This is a genomic window from Paenibacillus sp. MAHUQ-45, assembly GCF_058133325.1.
This window is the reverse complement of sequence record NZ_JBYUPV010000002.1, coordinates 574,162-592,007: the sequence shown is the minus strand read 5'-3', so window position 1 is coordinate 592,007 and position 17,846 is coordinate 574,162. Positions and strand designations below refer to the sequence as shown.

Annotated in this window: 18 protein-coding genes; all 18 read right to left on the bottom strand. The window is 49.2% G+C overall.

The window, feature by feature from the left end; all coding sequences use genetic code 11:
• Positions 1–4: 4 nt before the first annotated feature.
• The 18 genes from dapG to rimP all read right to left on the bottom strand — a co-directional run bounded on the left by dapG (position 5) and on the right by rimP (position 17,716).
• Complete coding sequence (gene dapG, locus AC3Y23_RS06465) at positions 5–1,225, bottom strand: aspartate kinase (protein WP_379196814.1); 1,221 nt, start codon at positions 1,223–1,225, stop codon at positions 5–7.
• Between the two features lie 280 nt (positions 1,226–1,505).
• On the bottom strand, positions 1,506–2,102 hold the full coding sequence (locus AC3Y23_RS06460) for a dipicolinate synthase subunit B (protein WP_066362032.1): 597 nt from the start codon (positions 2,100–2,102) through the stop codon (positions 1,506–1,508).
• Complete coding sequence (dpsA, locus tag AC3Y23_RS06455) at positions 2,102–2,998, bottom strand: dipicolinate synthase subunit DpsA (RefSeq protein WP_379196811.1); 897 nt, start codon at positions 2,996–2,998, stop codon at positions 2,102–2,104. The genes AC3Y23_RS06460 and dpsA overlap by 1 nt, the downstream gene beginning before the upstream one ends.
• Positions 2,999–3,340: 342 nt before the next feature.
• Positions 3,341–3,493, bottom strand: coding sequence for a hypothetical protein (locus AC3Y23_RS06450; protein WP_379196809.1), 153 nt, complete (start codon positions 3,491–3,493; stop codon positions 3,341–3,343).
• A 266-nt stretch (positions 3,494–3,759) separates the two neighbouring features.
• Entirely contained in the window at positions 3,760–4,212 is a 453-nt protein-coding gene (gene dut, locus AC3Y23_RS06445; protein WP_217622374.1) for a dUTP diphosphatase, read from the bottom strand.
• A complete protein-coding gene (locus AC3Y23_RS06440) occupies positions 4,181–5,449 on the bottom strand; it encodes a M16 family metallopeptidase (protein WP_379196807.1) in 1,269 nt (422 codons plus the stop codon). Before AC3Y23_RS06440 ends, dut begins: the two co-directional genes overlap by 32 nt.
• A gap of 78 nt (positions 5,450–5,527) precedes the next feature.
• Entirely contained in the window at positions 5,528–6,511 is a 984-nt protein-coding gene (locus AC3Y23_RS06435) for a polysaccharide deacetylase family protein (protein ID WP_379196805.1), read from the bottom strand.
• A 277-nt stretch (positions 6,512–6,788) separates the two neighbouring features.
• The gene (pnp, locus tag AC3Y23_RS06430) at positions 6,789–8,891 is read right to left on the bottom strand and encodes a polyribonucleotide nucleotidyltransferase (protein ID WP_379196803.1); all 2,103 of its coding nucleotides are present in this window, start codon (positions 8,889–8,891) and stop codon (positions 6,789–6,791) included.
• A gap of 251 nt (positions 8,892–9,142) precedes the next feature.
• Positions 9,143–9,412 carry a 30S ribosomal protein S15 gene (gene rpsO, locus AC3Y23_RS06425; RefSeq protein WP_066362055.1) on the bottom strand — a complete coding sequence of 90 codons (270 nt, stop codon included), beginning with the start codon at positions 9,410–9,412 and terminating at the stop codon, positions 9,143–9,145.
• A gap of 149 nt (positions 9,413–9,561) precedes the next feature.
• Complete coding sequence (locus AC3Y23_RS06420; RefSeq protein WP_379196800.1) at positions 9,562–10,509, bottom strand: bifunctional riboflavin kinase/FAD synthetase; 948 nt, start codon at positions 10,507–10,509, stop codon at positions 9,562–9,564.
• A gap of 38 nt (positions 10,510–10,547) precedes the next feature.
• Entirely contained in the window at positions 10,548–11,462 is a 915-nt protein-coding gene (truB, locus tag AC3Y23_RS06415) for a tRNA pseudouridine(55) synthase TruB (RefSeq protein WP_379196798.1), read from the bottom strand.
• Entirely contained in the window at positions 11,459–12,436 is a 978-nt protein-coding gene (locus tag AC3Y23_RS06410; RefSeq protein WP_379196796.1) for a DHH family phosphoesterase, read from the bottom strand. The genes truB and AC3Y23_RS06410 overlap by 4 nt, the downstream gene beginning before the upstream one ends.
• 22 nt (positions 12,437–12,458) lie before the next feature.
• Positions 12,459–12,812, bottom strand: coding sequence for a 30S ribosome-binding factor RbfA (gene rbfA / locus AC3Y23_RS06405; protein WP_175371910.1), 354 nt, complete (start codon positions 12,810–12,812; stop codon positions 12,459–12,461).
• Positions 12,813–12,830: 18 nt separating this feature from the next.
• The gene (gene infB / locus AC3Y23_RS06400; RefSeq protein ID WP_379196793.1) at positions 12,831–15,479 is read right to left on the bottom strand and encodes a translation initiation factor IF-2; all 2,649 of its coding nucleotides are present in this window, start codon (positions 15,477–15,479) and stop codon (positions 12,831–12,833) included.
• Positions 15,472–15,795 carry a L7Ae/L30e/S12e/Gadd45 family ribosomal protein gene (locus AC3Y23_RS06395; protein ID WP_379196791.1) on the bottom strand — a complete coding sequence of 108 codons (324 nt, stop codon included), beginning with the start codon at positions 15,793–15,795 and terminating at the stop codon, positions 15,472–15,474. Before AC3Y23_RS06395 ends, infB begins: the two co-directional genes overlap by 8 nt.
• Positions 15,788–16,096 carry an RNase P modulator RnpM gene (gene rnpM / locus AC3Y23_RS06390; protein WP_066362066.1) on the bottom strand — a complete coding sequence of 103 codons (309 nt, stop codon included), beginning with the start codon at positions 16,094–16,096 and terminating at the stop codon, positions 15,788–15,790. The genes AC3Y23_RS06395 and rnpM overlap by 8 nt, the downstream gene beginning before the upstream one ends.
• Positions 16,097–16,124: 28 nt before the next feature.
• The gene (gene nusA / locus AC3Y23_RS06385; protein ID WP_379196789.1) at positions 16,125–17,222 is read right to left on the bottom strand and encodes a transcription termination factor NusA; all 1,098 of its coding nucleotides are present in this window, start codon (positions 17,220–17,222) and stop codon (positions 16,125–16,127) included.
• 26 nt (positions 17,223–17,248) lie between these two features.
• Positions 17,249–17,716, bottom strand: a complete 468-nt coding sequence (gene rimP / locus AC3Y23_RS06380) for a ribosome maturation factor RimP (protein WP_379196787.1) — start codon at positions 17,714–17,716, stop codon at positions 17,249–17,251.
• Positions 17,717–17,846 lie beyond the last annotated feature (130 nt).

Sequence of the window (17,846 nt, the reverse complement as noted above, 5' to 3'; positions counted from 1 at the left end):
TCCTTTAACGGTGTAATTCAAACTTGGCATGCAGCGCTCGCAGCGACTGTACCATGTCTTCCTTCTTCACGAGCACCCAAATGGTTGTATTGGAATCTGCGGACTGCAAAATCTGAATGTTCTGCGAGCTGAGCGCCTCCACGATCTGCGCCATAATGCCGGGAACACCGTTAATGCCGCCGCCAATAACAGAAACCTTGGCACAACCGGACAAGCTCTTCGGACGAAGACCCAGCTCCTGCAGCGCTGCGATGGCTTTCTCAGAATGATCATCGAAGACGGTGTAAAGAGCTTCCGTAGGTGTAACATTAATAAAATCAACGCTGATTCCGTTGTCCGCCATACTTTTGAAAATCTGCAGCTGCATTCCCGTTCCGTTTCCCTCCGGACATTCCACCGAAATCTGCGTCACATTGCTGACATAAGCAATCCCGGTAACGAAACGGTCTACGATGCCCGCCTGCACATCATTAAAGCCTTCAGGATGCGTAACCAGTGTACCCTCCGTGTCGGAAAAAGTAGAACGAACACGCACTGGAATTTGCGCCTGCATGGCGATTTCCACAGCGCGTGGATGAATAACCTTGGCTCCCTGATGGGCCATATTGCAAATCTCTGTGTAGCTGACAATGGTCAATGGCTTGGCATCCTCGACTATACGGGGGTCCGCTGTCAAAATTCCGTTCACATCGGTGTAGATATCGACCATATCCGCACGTAGCGCCGCCCCGAGCGCGGTTGCCGATGTATCGCTTCCGCCCCGCCCAAGCGTTGTGAAATCTCCGGCTTCCGTCTGTCCTTGAAACCCGGTTACGATGACTACCTTCTGCTCCCTTAGTTCACGAAGAATACGCTCTGGGCGCACATCCAAAATTCTGGCATTGCCGAAGTTGTTGTCCGTCAGGAATCCGGCCTGGGCTCCAGTCAGCACCGTAGAAGGAATGCCCTCATTCTCCAGTAACCCGCAGAGCGTCGTTGCAGAGATAATCTCCCCACAGCACATCAGCAGATCCTTCTCCCGGTCACCAATGGCGTTGCCGTTCTGTACTGCCCAATCCAACAGTGTATCTGTGGCGTAAGGCTCCCCCCGGCGGCCCATGGCTGAAACCACAATCACCAGATTATAACCGCTTGCCAGTTCACGTTTGACATGACGGATGACATGTTCTCTCGCCTGTGGTGTGGAGAGCGATGTTCCGCCAAATTTTTGCACCAAAATACCCATGTATTATTCCTCCATTACTATCGAAGCAAGCACACTAATAAATACGCAGAAAGCAAGCTCTTTTAGAAGCGCAATGTTCACTGCGAAGTCGTGATTCAACGGTATATTGTTAAAAAAATGGTTGTACCGCCCTCGGAAATGAGGACGGCAGCAGCCGAGCTGTATAGTTGTCAAGCCATAAAATCAACAATCGTCGATGATCTGCGGCATTGAACCTCCGCCACATCCCTTGCACATCTCCCCTTCGAAAGTTAGAGGCAATCTCTAATAGTTCCCTTGATTATGCTGAATGAAACCGTTCGATGATCATCGGCTGCAACTGATTTCCCTGCAGAGCGGCATAGCAGGCCTCCGGAATTAGCTCCATCCGGGCCACTAATGAATTGGGCTTGCCGTGTGGACTATCCTGGCCGAACGGTACAAAATAAATATTCTTGGTCACGAGCAGCTTCGCTATATTAGCGGCATTCAGTCCCAATCCATCATTGGTGGAGATCGCCAGCACAAGCGGACGCCCGTTGCGCATCTGCGATTTTGCCGCCATTAATACAGGACTATCTGTCATGGCATTAGCCAGCTTGCTTGTTGTGTTGCCTGTGCAGGGCGCAATCGTCAGCACATCCAGCAGCTTGGAAGGACCCAGCGGTTCCGCTTCAACAATTGTAGAAATGATATCATTCCCTGTTATATCTTTCAACTGTTTTAGCCAACTTTCCGATGTTCCAAACCGCGTGTCCGTTGCCAGTACCGATCCCGAAACGATTGGCACCACGTTCGCACCATCGTCGATAAAGCGCTGGATCTGCGGCATTACCTCGGCAAAAGTGCAGTGCGAGCCGGTAATGGCATACCCTACTGTTTTTCCGTGCCAGTTCATTATACATCCCCCCTGTTCAAAGTCCCGTCCGATATCGACTGTACCAATGCATTTGCCATGATGATTCCGGCACTCCTCGGGGCAACGATTCCCGGCAATCCGGGAGCCAGTAATGCCTTGATTCCACGTTTCTCCGCATAGCGAAAATCACAGCCGCCCGGAGCAGAAGCCAAATCAACGATTAGGCAATGTCTAGGAATCCGGGACAGCACCTGGGCTGTAATGATCATGTCTGGAATCGTATTAAAGATCAGATCCGAATCCGTAACATGAGCCAGCAAATTGTCTGTCATAAATGGTTCCCAGCCCATCTCCTCCGCTCTGGCATAATGCTCCTGTCTCCGAACACCCACTTTCACCTTCGCCCCCAAACCCTGGAGACTGCGGGCCATCGTAAAGCCTGTTCTGCCAATTCCCAGCACCATGGATCTTGACCCATGAATGGTAAAATCCGTATTCTGAATCGCCATGACCAGTGCTCCTTCCGCCGTCGGAATGGAGTTATAAATCGCCACATCATCACGGCCTAGCAATTCGATCAGCTTCAATTCATGTTTGGTGCACAGCCTGCGCAGATAGTTTTTGGCCATTCCGGTATAGACAGTACAATGCGGTGGCAATGCAGCGGCGTGCTCCTCCAGCAGCTTAAGCGGTTCAGAAGAGAACAGCGCGCTGATATTCCCCTCATCATCACAACCTACGGTTGGCAATACGAGCACATCGGCATTTCCCAGCAGCGCCACTGACAGTTGTTCCAGGCTCGCCCCTGGGCAAGGGGCTTCCCATTTATCGAACCCGGCAACGCTTACCGTTGCATCCATTTCCACGCACTTCCGAATCACTTCCAATTGTCTTGCGTCCCCGCCCAGGAACACGATCCTGACGCCAGTAAGCATAGGGATGACGCTCCTTTCCATTACACTCCAAGGCTATAAGGCATCTTATGCTGGGCATTCGGGATGGGTGAAAAGCGGAGTAGTTGTTTTGAGAAAATCGATAATTAAACCCTTGATCATTGAACCAATCTCGAAATCCGAACTTGCTTCTTGTTCCCTCTGCTAACGGACCTCAGATACGTTATTTCCTAACAACTGACCGTTCCAAAAAATAACGGACTCCAGAGACGCTATGAGCAGAAATCGGGTGTAAAATCCACGGTTTAGAAGAAAATGGCGGCACCTGAGTCCGTTACATGTTCCAGAAGCTGCTTGATGTGTAAATAACGGCGCTGGAGTCCGTTAGCCCCCATGCATAAGTCTCCAATCTTCTGAAGCAGTGGTTTTGACAAGGATTGATGATGAAGCTGAGCCTGATTTATAAGGCTCAGCTTCATCATCAACAATCGTAGAGAATGGAATTTCTCGACAGTCTGAGAAATTCCATTTATTCATGCCAAATAAGGTGAAAAAGAACATTTAACAGGATATTCCCCTGCCATCAAGGTCCGTCTTACGCTCGAACGTGGGCTCAGGATAAAAATAAACAAATGCACATAATCCACCAAGTTACATTCTCGTACACAAAGGTTACACTCATCCAAAAAGTTAGATTTTTAAGTTTACATTAGATAACAACGCAAAAAAGCTCACGGAATGAGCTTTAAACAGCACAACTCCCGTAAGCTTTTTCATATATGTAGCTATTGTTGTATCCTTGTTTATTTCCCTGTATGTCCGAATCCGCCTTCACCACGAACGGTTGCAGACAGCTCCTCCACTTCAACCAGTGTCACTGCTGGCACTGCCTGAAAGACCATTTGGGCAATGCGCTCATTACGGGCAATAGCAAACGGCTCTTGGCCCAGATTGATCAGCAGCACCTTGATTTCTCCCCGGTAATCGGCATCAATGGTACCTGGTGTGTTCAAGCAGGTAATACCATGCTTCAAGGCCAAACCACTGCGTGGGCGAATCTGCGCTTCCAAGCCATCCGGCATGGCGAGCGAGATGCCCGTTGGAATTAATGCACGCGCACCCGGTTCAAGCACGACATCGCTGTCCACGGCAGCGTACAGGTCGTAACCGGAGGCCTGCTCTGACATTTTGCGTGGCAGGGATACATCCTCATTTCCTGGTTGTTTATGAATTTGAACGAAGTAAGACAAGATCATCTCTCCTAACATTAACTATAGCTTTATCTGTTGAGCCCACCATGGCCATTGCCAACGGCTGGGAGAACATGTTGTCCAGTACAGCGTTGATGTCATTCATCGTCACCTGCTGGATTTTGGCAATCATATCATCGAGCGTATTATGTCTGCCGAGCATCAGCTCATTTTTGCCGATACGGTTCATTCTGCTGCTGGTGCTCTCAAGGCTAAGAATCAGGCTCCCCTTCATTTGCTCCTTGCCTTTGACCAGTTCGTCTTCACTGAATCCCTTGTCAGCAAGCTCATACAGCATCTCTTTGGTAAGCTCCAAGACCTCCTTGGTCTGTTTGGGAGCAGTCCCGGCGTATACCGTGAACAAGCCACTATCCGCTTGGGAGCTGTGATAGGAATAGACAGAATAGGCCAGACCGCGCTTCTCACGGATCTCCTGGAACATCCGCGAGCTCATGCCGCCACCGACAGCATTGTTAATAAGCACCATTGCATATTGCAGCGGGTCGCCGGAACGAACGCCCGGAAGCGAGATACAGATGTGATTCTGCTCTGTTTTTTTGCGATGAAACAGCAGCTCTCCATGGAATTCCGGCACAGACAGCGATGCTGACGTTCCGTGGTTGTCAAATGTGCCGAAATGCTGCTCCAGCAGCCCAATAAGTTCATCGTTGATATTACCAGCTACGCTGATCACGGTATTCTCAATCGTATATTGTTCCTTCATATAGGCGCGAAGGTGATCCGGTGTCATCTCCAGCAGGCGTTCCTTCAGTCCTAGAATAGAATACGCCAGTGGGTGGTCCTGATAAGCCGCTGCACACATCAGATCATGTACCAGATCGTCCGGCGTATCCTCGCACATAGCGATTTCCTCTAGAATAACGTTTCTTTCCTTCTCCAATTCCTCGGCATCGAGTTTGGAGCGGAAGAACATATCGGAGAGTATATCCACAGCAATTGGCAAATGCTCATCCAGCACTTTAGCATAATAGCATGTGTATTCCTTCGAGGTGAACGCGTTGACATTCCCACCGATTGCATCGAACTGCTCAGCAATTTCTTTGGCGCTGTAGCGGTCTGTTCCTTTAAAAAGCATATGCTCAACAAAATGGGAGATCCCGTTGTTCTCAGGCTTCTCATTCCGTGAACCCGTCTTGACCCAGATTCCGAAAGAAACGGAGCGTCCGGTCGGAATTTTCTCCGTGACTACCCGCAAACCGTTAGATAACACTAATTTTTCCAATTCAAGCCCTCCTGGCATAACCCTGTTTCTATCTATGACATTTCCAACGTGCTTTTTATCGTACCAGAAATAGAACACTCACTCAACTTCTGGGGGCAGAACACGTTCTGCCGACAACGTTTGACTGACCGTACCCAGACTTAAGCCCTTCTTCCGAATGCCTTGTATCATGCCTCTCAGAGCCTTTGAGGAGGACGCTGTAGGGTGCATGAGCACCAACGTACCCGGCTCTGCTTTGGACGTGATTTTGACAATGACAGACTCCGGAGAAGGATTGCGCCAATCCACCGTGTCCAGGGTCCACAGCACAGTTTTGAGTCCCAGACTTGCAGCAATCTCTACGGTCTGCTGATTGAAATCGCCCGACGGCGGAGCAAACCATTTGTTCGTAACTCCCAGCGTCTGCTTCAGCAGCTTCTGCGTCTTCTCAATTTCGGCTGTGGCCCGGGCTTGGCTCAGGCTGCTCATATTGGGATGTGTATAGGCATGGTTCTCCATCTCATGACCACGTTTCTGCATTTCCAAAGCCAAATCCGGATTTTTACTCAGCCAGCTCCCGTCCAGAAAGAACGTCACCTTCACTTTTTCTTGATCCAAAATATCCAGCATCGGAATAATGTATTCATTGCCCCAAGCCACATTGATCATCAGCGAGACCATCGGCTTGCCTGGATTTCCCCTGAAGATTGGCTGTGCCCCAAGATCATCCAAGGATACTTTGGGCGGGATCTGACGGTAGACGTATTTTAGCGGCTCTTTGGGCTGCAAAAGCGCGTTTCTGTAGGTGGATTCCACATCCACTTCCAGACCGTTGTAACCGGGAATAGCTTTCCATACCCTGTCTAGCACCGCGTCCACCGGTGGAGCGGAAAGTTTAGCCGCCTTGGCCTCGATCTGACTTCGCAAATCATCCTGCGCTATGGCTGACACGTCCTTCCACACGGCTAACCCTTCCTGTGGCTTCAACTGGACCAGCATGTCCCTCACAGGACCGTTCGTACTCCCTATACCAATAATTATAGCAATGCAGGCCAGCACGAGTGCGACCTTTTCCGTCTTCATGATCCTTTCCTCCTCCGGACAAACCAATGTCTCTCCTGCACACGCTGTGCAGGGAGGCTTTGTCCCAGCCTATGAAAGTTTCGCAGAAATTATGCATGCAGAGGAACATCGCCATCGATTAAATACTCATGAAAACAAGAAAAGCACCTTACGGTGCCCTGCCTCTAATTCTTTCTATATCGTTAATTCTTAACAGTGTCCTTAAGTGTAATGAGAAAAAGAGCCAGAATACTTGCGCTTCTGTCTCTTTTAACCCTCACAGCTCCTGTGTAAAAAATTACGCCTTGGCTGCGCCTTCGGAAGTCAACACCGCTTTGCGGGAAAGGTTGACACGACCTTGCTGGTCGATCTCAGTAACTTTTACGGTAATTGTATCGCCGATAGCCACAACATCCTCTACCTTGGCTACACGCTCGGTGGACAGCTGGGAAATATGCACCAGACCGTCTTTACCTGGCAACAGTTCAACAAATGCGCCGAATTTCTCGATGCGTCTAACGGTACCCACGTAGATTTCGCCGACTTGTACTTCACGTACAATGCCTTCGATAATAGTGCGAGCTTTCTGAATCATCTCTTCATCAGAAGAACCAATGAATACACGGCCATCTTGTTCGATGTCGATTTTCACGCCGGTTTCTTCGATAATTTTGTTGATGATTTTGCCGCCAGCTCCGATAACATCACGGATTTTATCCGGGTTGATGTTGATGATAATGATTTTTGGCGCGTATTTGGACAGATTCGGTCTTGCCTCGGAAATCACTTCATTCATTTTGTCCAAAATGAACATACGGCCTTCTTTGGCTTGCTGCAAAGCATCCTTAAGGATTTTCCGGTCGATACCGGCAATTTTAATATCCATCTGAATCGCCGTTACGCCTTCTGCCGTACCCGCTACTTTAAAGTCCATATCGCCAAGATGATCTTCCATACCCTGAATATCAGTCAGAATGGAGACATGCTCTCCATCTTTGATCAGACCCATGGCTACACCGGCTACTGGCGCTTTAATCGGCACACCTGCATCCATCATCGCCATGCTGCTGGCGCAAATGCTGGCTTGGGAAGTAGAACCGTTAGATTCAATAGCTTCCGATACCAAACGAATGGTGTAAGGGAATTCAGTCTCACTAGGAATTACTTTAGACAGTGCACGTTCTCCAAGAGCGCCGTGACCAATTTCGCGACGGCCTGGTGCTCTAAGCGGGCGAGCTTCACCTACGCTGAACGGAGGGAAGTTATAATGATGCATGAAACGTTTCGTTTCAGTCAAATCAATACCGTCGAGAATCTGCACATCACCCAATGCGCCCAGTGTACATACGCTAAGAATTTGTGTTTGTCCACGTGTGAACAGACCGGAACCGTGTGTACGCGGCAACAGACCTGTGTCGCATTCGATTGGACGGATCTCATCAAGCTTACGACCATCCGGACGTACCTTATCGTGTGTAATTAAACGTCTGACTTCTTCCTTCACGATATCATGAAGCACTTCCTTGACATCATTTAGAAGCTCAGGAGTTTCTATGTATTTCTCCGCGAAATACGCAACAGCTTCTTCATTCACAACATCGATCGCCTGCTGACGTGCATGCTTCTCAGCAATTTTGACAGCTTCCACCAAACGGCTCTCTGCAAAAGCACGAACCTCAGTGTTCACATCAGCATTAACCGCATGTAGCTTCACAGCCATTTTTTCTTTACCAGCCACTTTGACCAGTTCTTCAATGGTAGCAACAATCTTGCGGATTTCTTCATGTCCGAACATGATGGCTTCAAGCATCACATCTTCCGATACTTCACTTGCTTCCGCCTCAACCATCATGATAGCATCTTTGGTTCCGGCAACCACGACATAAATGTCGCTGTCAGCTTGCTGAGCAATATCCGGATTGATTACAAACTCACCATTGATTCGGCCTACAGCAACGCCACCGATAGGTCCATCAAACGGCACATCAGAAATACTCAGTGCAGCGGAAGTACCAATCATAGCGGCAATTTCTGGCGCACAATCCTGCTCCACACTCATGACAAGGTTCAAGACTTGTACATCGTTCCGGAAACCTTCCGGGAACAGCGGGCGTATTGGACGGTCAGTCAAACGGCTAGACAGAATCGCTTTTTCACTCGGTCTGCCCTCCCGTTTAATAAATCCACCAGGAATTTTACCCACCGAATATAATCTTTCCTCATAGTTAACCGTAAGCGGGAAAAAATCCAGATCTTTCGGCTCTTTCGAGGCTGTAACCGTACACAATACAGAAGTATCACCATAACGCACCATTACAGCTGCGTTCGCTTGTTTGGCCAAACGGCCTGTTTCCAGCACAAGGCGTCTTCCGCCCAACTGCATTTCCACACGTTGTTCCATAAAGTCCCTCCTTAATTGAAGTAAACGGATTTCTCATCCGTCAAAATTGCAACAAATTCTGTATACAACTACAAGCAAAAACGGCTTGTCCTCCCAGCGAGATGATGCAGCCGTTTTTGCGAATCATATCTTCTTTCACACTTCAACAGTTTCCCCATAATTTTCAAAAAGCAACCTAGTTGTCCCGCTGTCGCTCCGAAAAGGACATACGGTATACAACCAGGCTGCTTTAAGAGTAAGCTTATGGAATATTAACGACGCAATCCCAGTTTTTCGATCAGGGCGCTGTAACGACGGACGTCTTTGTTTTTCAAATACGCCAGCAGTTTACGACGTTGGCCAACCATTTTCAACAATCCACGACGGGAGTGGTGATCTTTCTTGTGCGTACGCAAGTGGTCAGTCAAATTAACGATGTTCTCCGTAAGGATAGCAACTTGCACCTCAGGGGATCCAGTATCGGATTCATGAGTTTTGTGCTCGTCGATCAATTGGTGTTTACGTTCTTGAGTCAATGCCATCCTGTTCACCTCCTTCATAATAATCGCCAATAGCCTCGTAGCCGTCGGTGAGAACAAGCAACCAAGCTAAGGTTATGATGCCAAAGTGCGGCAACGTTTATCAGTATAGCATCTTCGCCGACAAATGTAAACGGCATGTCCACTACCTATTATAAATATTGCTGTAAAAGCTGTTTGGCCGTTTCGGAATCCTGCCCGATCTGAGCGATCAGAGCCTGGATGGAGTCAAACTTACGCTCCGGCCGGATGTATGAGACCAATTCGACTTTAAGATGCTGATCATATAAATCGCCTGCAAAATCGAATAAATGCACTTCAAAGCTCGGCACCGTCACGCCTTCATGGAAGGTCGGCTTCACGCCCACATTCATAACGCCATGCAGTACCTGGTCATTGTAGAACACACGAACGGCGTATACGCCTTTGGCTGGTGTGACGAACCGGTCATCAAGCTGCAGATTGGCCGTTGGGAACCCAATGGTACGTCCACGCTTCTCGCCATGACCAACCATTCCGCGCAGATGATAGAAGCGGCCGAACCAGGCGTTCGCCAGCTCCAACTCCCCATTCTGGAGGCTCTTACGGATACCGGAGCTACTAACCTTCTCACCATTCAAGAGGAACGGAGGTGCAACCTCCACATTCATGCGACCTGCCCCCAACTCCCGAAGCATGTCAACATCGCCTTCACCTTGATAACCGAAGCGGAAGTCAAAGCCGACTACGGCCGTAGTGATTTGCAAAGGCAGCAACATTATGGAGACGAAGTTCTGTGGGCTGACTCTGGAGAGCTGCTCATTGAATTCAACTATATACAAAATATCAACACCCATGTCCGCAAGCAGTTTCTGCTTATCAGTCTGTGGAGTCAGATACCCTTCGTAATCTCCTTTACCCATAACATCCTTCGGATGAGGGTGGAAGGTCATTACAGCCGCTGGCACACCTTCTTTGCGGGCCTGAGCCACAGCCGAGGCAATGACACTGACATGACCAAGATGCAGACCATCGAACTGTCCGAGAGCAACAACTTGCGGCTGTGCCCACTGTGCGGCAGTCTCCGGAGGCATTGGATAGGTTAACGTTACGGTTCTCACGCTGTCTCTCACCTACAATTCACTTTGTAAAATTGATATTAGACTTGTGCAAAAACTTTGACCGGAGCAATCGCCCCTGCCTCATCTAGCTTGTAAATACCAAGAAACTCCCCTTGTAAATCGTAAAGCCGGAAATCACCAACTGTCTCAACTTCCGGGGCCACAAAACGCAAGGAGAGGCGCTGGCCCTGCAGGGCTGCCTTCTTCTTCTCGTCCATCACTTTATGCTGTGGTAAATGAGCAATCGCTTCATCGGCAGCAATGAGATGACTGTCCAGCGTTCCTGCTTCTTTGTGCTCTGCAATTTCTTCAAGGGTTAGACAATGCTCGGCAGTAATGCCAGCAGACATCGTTCGTTCCAGCTTGACCATTACTCCCGGCACACCCAGCGCCCGGCCAATATCGACGCAAAGCGTACGGATATAAGTACCTTTGGAGCAGCGTGCACGGAAGGTAATATCGGGATAATTACCGTTTCGAGTCACATCCAGTAGCTCGATTTCATAAATCTCCACTTCCCGGCTTTTCCGTTCTACGGTTTTGCCTTCTCTAGCCAGTTCATACAGACGTTTGCCGTCTACCTTGACTGCGGAGTACATTGGTGGAACCTGGGAGATTACGCCTTGAAAAGAGTTCAGCACCGCCGCGATCTCTTCATCCGTAACGTTAACCTCGTCAACTGTTTCCGTAATCGTTCCGGTCAAGTCCTCTGTATCACTAGCCATGCCAAGTCGTAGCGTAGCAACATACTCCTTGGGCAGTTCCTGGATATATTCTACCACCCGAGTAGCTCGTCCCAGACATAATGGCAGTACACCTGTCACTTGGGGATCAAGTGTTCCCGTATGACCGATCCGCTTCATGCCCAGAATGCGCCGGGCTTTGGCCACAACATCATGTGAAGTGAACCCAGCTGGCTTATACACGGCCAAAACTCCTGAAAGTTCACTCATAGATGACGTCTGACCTCCTCAAGGATTAGTGGAATGACCTGCCCGAGTGGTGCCTCAACCTTGGCACCGGCTGCACGGGTGTGTCCACCACCGCCAAAAGTTTGCGCCAGTGCCGCAACATCCACCTTACCAGCGGATCGTAAGCTAACCTTGACTGCATTCTCATGAATGACCTTGAACAGAATGCCAACCTCTACCCCGCGGATATTGCGCGGATAGTTCACAATCCCTTCGAGATCCTCATTCTCTGCAGCACAATCAATCATGTCCTGCGGAGTCACGTGAACCCAGGCAATGTGCCCTTCCGGTGACAGCTGCAATGTATTCAGCGCCCGGTTTAATACTTTAACCTGTGGCAATGTCATTTCTTCCAGCAGGTTCTCCGCCAATTCCGGACCATTCACACCAAGTGATAGCAGCTCAGAGACTGTTGCCATTACCTTTGGTGAAGTATTGGAATAACGGAAACCACCGGTATCTGTCAGTAATCCGGTATAGATAGCAGTGGCAATCTCTAGATTCCACTCTACTCCGACAACCTTGAGCAGATCGAACAGAATCTCTGCGGTAGCCGCCGCATCCGGCTTGATCAGGTTGACCGTTCCGTACCCATTGTTGGTGGGATGGTGGTCGATGTTGACGATCTTCGCCCCTTCAGCAAAATAACGCTGTGTTCTTCCTACACGCTCAAAATCGGCACAATCCACACAGATGATATGGCTGTAAGGACCTGGAAGCTCCTGCTCAGACATGTTGACGATCTCACTCGCATGCCACAGGTACTCCATCCGTTTCGGGATTGGACCTTCATTGATCATAGTGTATTTTTTGCCCAGACATGAGAGAAGCCAGCCCACCGCTAGGGTGGAGCTGACTGCATCTCCGTCCGGCTGAACATGCGACACTACAAGGTAATCGTCATGGTCCAGCAGAAACTCACGGGTCTGCTGGAGACTTTGTTCATAGCTCTGCATTCGCCGTCTCCTTTTAAGTTGACTATCTCTCTTCGTTCTTGCCAATATCACCTAGCAACTTCTCGATATGACTACCGTAAGCAACGGACTCGTCAAACTTGAAGATCAGCTCTGGGGTATGACGAAGGCGGATTGCCTTGCCAAGCTCTGTGCGGAGAAAGCCATTGGCTTTGTCGATCGCTTTAAGCGACTTGGCTTTTTGTTCCTCATCCCCGAACACGCTAAGGTATACTTTGGCTTGTGACAAGTCATTCGTCACATCTACGCCAGTCACCGTTACAAAACCAATTCGGGGGTCTTTCAATTCGCTCTGGATCAGTTGGCTCAGTTCTTTCTTAATCTGCTCACCAACGCGCCCGGCTCTGATTTTAGACATCTTTATTCACCTCTTCGCTTAGCGCTCTACACGTTCCATGATGAACGCTTCGATAATGTCACCCTCTTGGATGTCATTATAGCGTTCCAAAGTTATGCCGCATTCATAACCTTGCGCCACTTCTTTGGCATCATCCTTGAAGCGCTTCAGGGTATCGATCTTGCCTTGGAACACAACGATTCCACTGCGGATCAAGCGCATTTCAGCACTGCGGGTGATTTTGCCGTCAGTAACCATACATCCTGCAATGTTACCCACCTTGCTGATTTTGAAGACGTTACGTACTTCAGCATGCCCGATAATGTTCTCTTTGAAGACAGGATCAAGCATCCCTTTCATAGCACTTTCGATTTCTTCGATTACGTTGTAGATAATGTTGTGCAGACGAACATCCACTTTCTCTTGCTCAGCAGCAACTTTAGTCTGAGCATCTGGACGAACGTTGAAGCCAATTACGATAGCATTAGACGCTGCTGCCAAGGTAATATCGGATTCTGTAATCGCACCGGCACCGCTGTGAATAATCTTCACGCGTACGCCTTCCACTTCGATTTTGGCCAAAGAGCTCTTAAGCGCTTCTACCGAACCTTGTACGTCAGCTTTGATAATTACGTTGAGATCTTTAATCTCGCCATCCTTAATATGCTGGAACAGATCATCGAGTGTAACACGGGTGTTCGTATTCAGCTCAGACTGACGTTGGGTAATGGAGCGTCTGTCTGCGATAGCACGGGCTTTACGCTCGTCTTCGAAGGCCATAAACGGATCCCCTGCTTGTGGTACTTCTGCCAGACCGGTAATTTCAACTGGTGTCGATGGGCCCGCTTCTTTGATCTTGCGTCCTTTGTCATTGACCATGGCACGTACGCGACCAAAGCAGTTACCTGCTACGAAGGCATCTCCGACTTTCAGCGTACCATTCTGTACGAGAATACGTGCAACTGGTCCACGGCTCTTGTCAAGCTCTGCTTCTATAACGGTACCGCGTGCCCGTTTGTCAGGGTTCGCTTTGTACTCATTAACTTCGGCAACGAGCAAGATCATTTCCAGCAATTCTTCCAGATTAATGCGTTGTTTAGCGGACAGGTTAACGAAAATCGTATCTCCGCCCCACTCTTCAGGAACCAACTCATAGTTGGTAAGCTCTTGTTTCACTCTGTCAGGATCAGCGCCTGGCTTATCGATTTTGTTGACAGCAACAATAATCGGAAGACCTGCAGCCTTGGCATGGTTAATCGCTTCAACCGTCTGCGGCATAACACCGTCATCGGCTGCTACAACGATAATCGTCATATCTGTAACCTGGGCACCACGAGCACGCATTGCCGTAAACGCTTCGTGACCTGGTGTATCCAGGAACGTGATTTTCTTGTGGTTGATCTCAACTTGATAAGCACCGATGTGTTGAGTAATCCCGCCGGCTTCTCCGCCTGTTACATTCGTGGAACGGATAGCATCCAGCAAGGTTGTTTTACCATGGTCAACGTGACCCATGATGGTTACTACTGGAGGACGGGACTGCAAATCCTCTTCGGAATCGTTCTCTTCGACTGTTTCGAAGCTGTCCTCATCCACTGGAATCTTCACTTCTACTTCTACTCCGAATTCACCGGAGAGCAGCAGAATGGTGTCGATGTCAAGCTCTTGGTTAATGGTAGCCATAACACCCATGGAGATCAGCTTCTTGATAACTTCCGAAGCATCCTTATGGAGCAGCTTGGCAGTTTCACCTACAGTCATATTACCGCGCACGATAATTTTCTTCGGTGTATTGTCAATCTTCTCGCGACGTTCTGTCGGTTGTTGATTCCGTCCGTTACGGTTGTTCTTGCCACCACGTCCACGGAAGTTACCGCCTTTACCATCATCAAAACGACGTTGGTTTCCACCTGGTCTACCGCCAGTCGTATTCTTCTTAGGTCCGCCAGCGCCGCCACGGGAGAAATCTCCACCTTGACCTTGCTGCGAACGATTATCTGTACGCGGTGCTCCGCCTTGTGAACGGCTGCCGCCGGCTGTACTGTTTTGCGGACGGTTGCCACCGCTAGAAGCGCCTTGTGGGCGATTACCAGTGCCGTTGCCACCTTGTGGACGACTGCCGCCAGTACTGCTTTGCGGACGGTTGCCGCCGCTAGTGTTGCTGCCTTGCGGACGATTGCTGCCGGAATTACCTTGTGGACGATTACCACCGGTAGAATTGCCTTGTCCTTGTGGACGGCTTCCGTTGTTATTGCCAGTACGCGGCGCTCCACCTTGCTGAGGACGCGAATTTTGTGTAGATCCTGATTGTGTTCTGCGGGAATCTTGTCCGCTTTGGGGCCTTGGGGACGTTGTAGTTTGGTTGTTGTTTTGGTTACTGTTCATACCTACCTGCTTTTCCGGTTGATTTTTGTTGGCATTCTGGGCACTTGGGGACTCGGCTTTTACCGATCCGGTTGTCACCGGACGGCTGCTGGTACCGTTATCCCGCTTGGCCGCAGCGTTTGACTTGATGTCCTTGAAGAATTGCTCCACTTTATTGACGGCGCCGTTCTCCATTACACTCATATGATTATTCACAGGAACATCCAAACGCTTCAGAATTGTAATAATTTCTTTACTACTCATATTCAGTGATTTTGCATATTCATACACGCGCAATTTGTCTTTATTGTCTTCTTTAGTCAATAAATACACCTCCGACTGTATCTCCGAGTTGCTTGGAGATCATTTCCGCGAATCCTTTATCCGTAATGGCCAGCACTACGCGCTGGTCTTTACCAATACTTGCACCGAGAATATCTCGGTGAAAAGCGATTACTAGTGGAATATCGTAGGTTCCGCATTTATCACGGAACTTTTTCTTGGTGTTTTCAGACGCGTCACCCGCAACTACGACCAGCTTCGCTTCCGATGACCGTACCGCTTTAAGTACGATCTCGTCGCCGGTGACTAATTTGCCTGCTCTCATCGCAAGTCCTAAATAAGAAAGTGCCTTACTCATTATCCTCACTATCCTTTGCTGCCAAGAACTGCTCCTCTACGGACGCAAAGTCCCGGGCAAGCTGGGCATAGATTTCGGAGCTCACCTGACATTTCAAGGCCCGGTCAAGTGCTTTATTCTTTTGGGCCAGTTTGAAGCATTCCAGCTTGCCGCATATATACGCGCCTCGGCCCGACTTTTTACCAGTCAGGTCAATAAGCACCTCGCCCTCCGGGGTTCTGACTACCCTGATCAATTCTTTCTTGGGCATCATTTCCTGGCTGGCTACGCATTTCCGCAGTGGAACTTTTTTTTGTTTCATTGTATCGCCCCCCGCCTTGACACGTTAATTAATCAATGGAGACGGAATCCTGATGCATTTCATCACTAGCAGACTTAGGTCTGCCGTATTCCTGTTCCGCCTGGGTCTCGCTCTTGATATCGATCTTCCAGCCGGTCAGCTTGGCAGCCAGACGGGCGTTCTGCCCCTTGATGCCGATAGCCAGGGACAATTGATAGTCAGGAACGATCACCCGCGCCATTTTCTCCGCCTCAAACACTTGAACTTCAAGTACCTTGGACGGACTCAGCGCGTTGGCCACATATTCTTCCACAGACTCGGAATAACGGACGATATCAATCTTCTCGCCACGCAGTTCGGTAACGATCGTCTGAACACGCATGCCTCTAGGGCCTACGCAAGAACCCACTGGATCCACTTCAGGGTTGCGCGAGAATACGGCAATCTTGGAACGGAAGCCAGCTTCACGGGCCACGGAACGAATCTCCACCACACCGTCAAAAATCTCGGGAACTTCAAGCTCAAACAGACGCTTCAAGAGGCCCGGATGGCTACGGGACAGCAGAATTTGTGGACCTTTAGTAGTGTTCTCAACCTTGGTGATATAAGCCTTGATGCGCTCGCTCTGCTTGAATTTCTCTCCAGGCATAAGTTCGCTTAGCGGCAGAACCGCTTCGATCTTTCCAAGGTCCACATAGATGTTGCGCATATCCTGACGCTGAACAAGGCCGGTAACAATGTCCTCTTCCTTGTCGATAAAAGCGTTATAGATGAGTCCACGCTCTGCTTCGCGAATGCGTTGGGTAACTACTTGTTTGGCTGTTTGAGCGGCAATGCGCCCGAAGTCACGTGGAGTGACCTCAAGCTCAGCCACATCTTCCAGTTGGAAGTGCGGATTGATCTCTCTAGCCGCAAGCAGCGAGATCTCGGTCCGCGCATCCAGAACCTCCTCGACCACCAGCTTGCGTGCGAACACTTTGATGACTCCAGTATTGCGGTTCATGTCCACACGAACGTTCTGTGCTGCGTTGAAGTTGCGTTTATAGCTGGAGATCAGCGCAGCTTCAATGGCTTCGAACAGCACATCTTTGCTGATACCCTTCTCCCTTTCCAGTTCATTCATAGCTTCAATAAAATCCATACTCATGAAATTCCGGTCCCCCTTTCAAGACGTTAAAAAATAATGGCCAATCTCGCGCTGGCGACTTTGGCATATGGCACAACATGTTCTTTTTTACCCGCGGAGATGAGCAATTCCTCGTTCTCGAACGAAAGCAAACGACCTTCGAATTCCTTAAGCCCTTGAATCGGCTCATAGACCGTCACATATACGTCTTTTCCTACCGCCTTGGCCACATCTGCGGCTTTCTTGAGCGGACGTTCCGCTCCCGGTGAGGACACTTCAAGGAAATAAGCCTCGGGAATAGGATCATTCTCATCCAGCTTCTGGCTGAAATATTCGCTAATGGAGCCGCAGTCATCAATATCAATGCCGCCTTCCTTATCAACGAATACACGCAGGAACCAGTTGGAACCTTCCTTTACGTATTCTACGTCTACTAGCTCAAAGCCATTGTTGTCCAGATAGGGTCCGAGCATCTGCTCTACCGTTTGTTTAATTTTAGATTTGGGTGTGCTCAAAAAGTTAACCTCCACGAACTTGTCTTTTGCTATATACCAAAGATAAAGAGTGGGTTTCCCCACTCTTTACACAACGGACTTATCTCATTATTACCAAGAAAATTATAACATAGTGCGTGGGCACTGACAA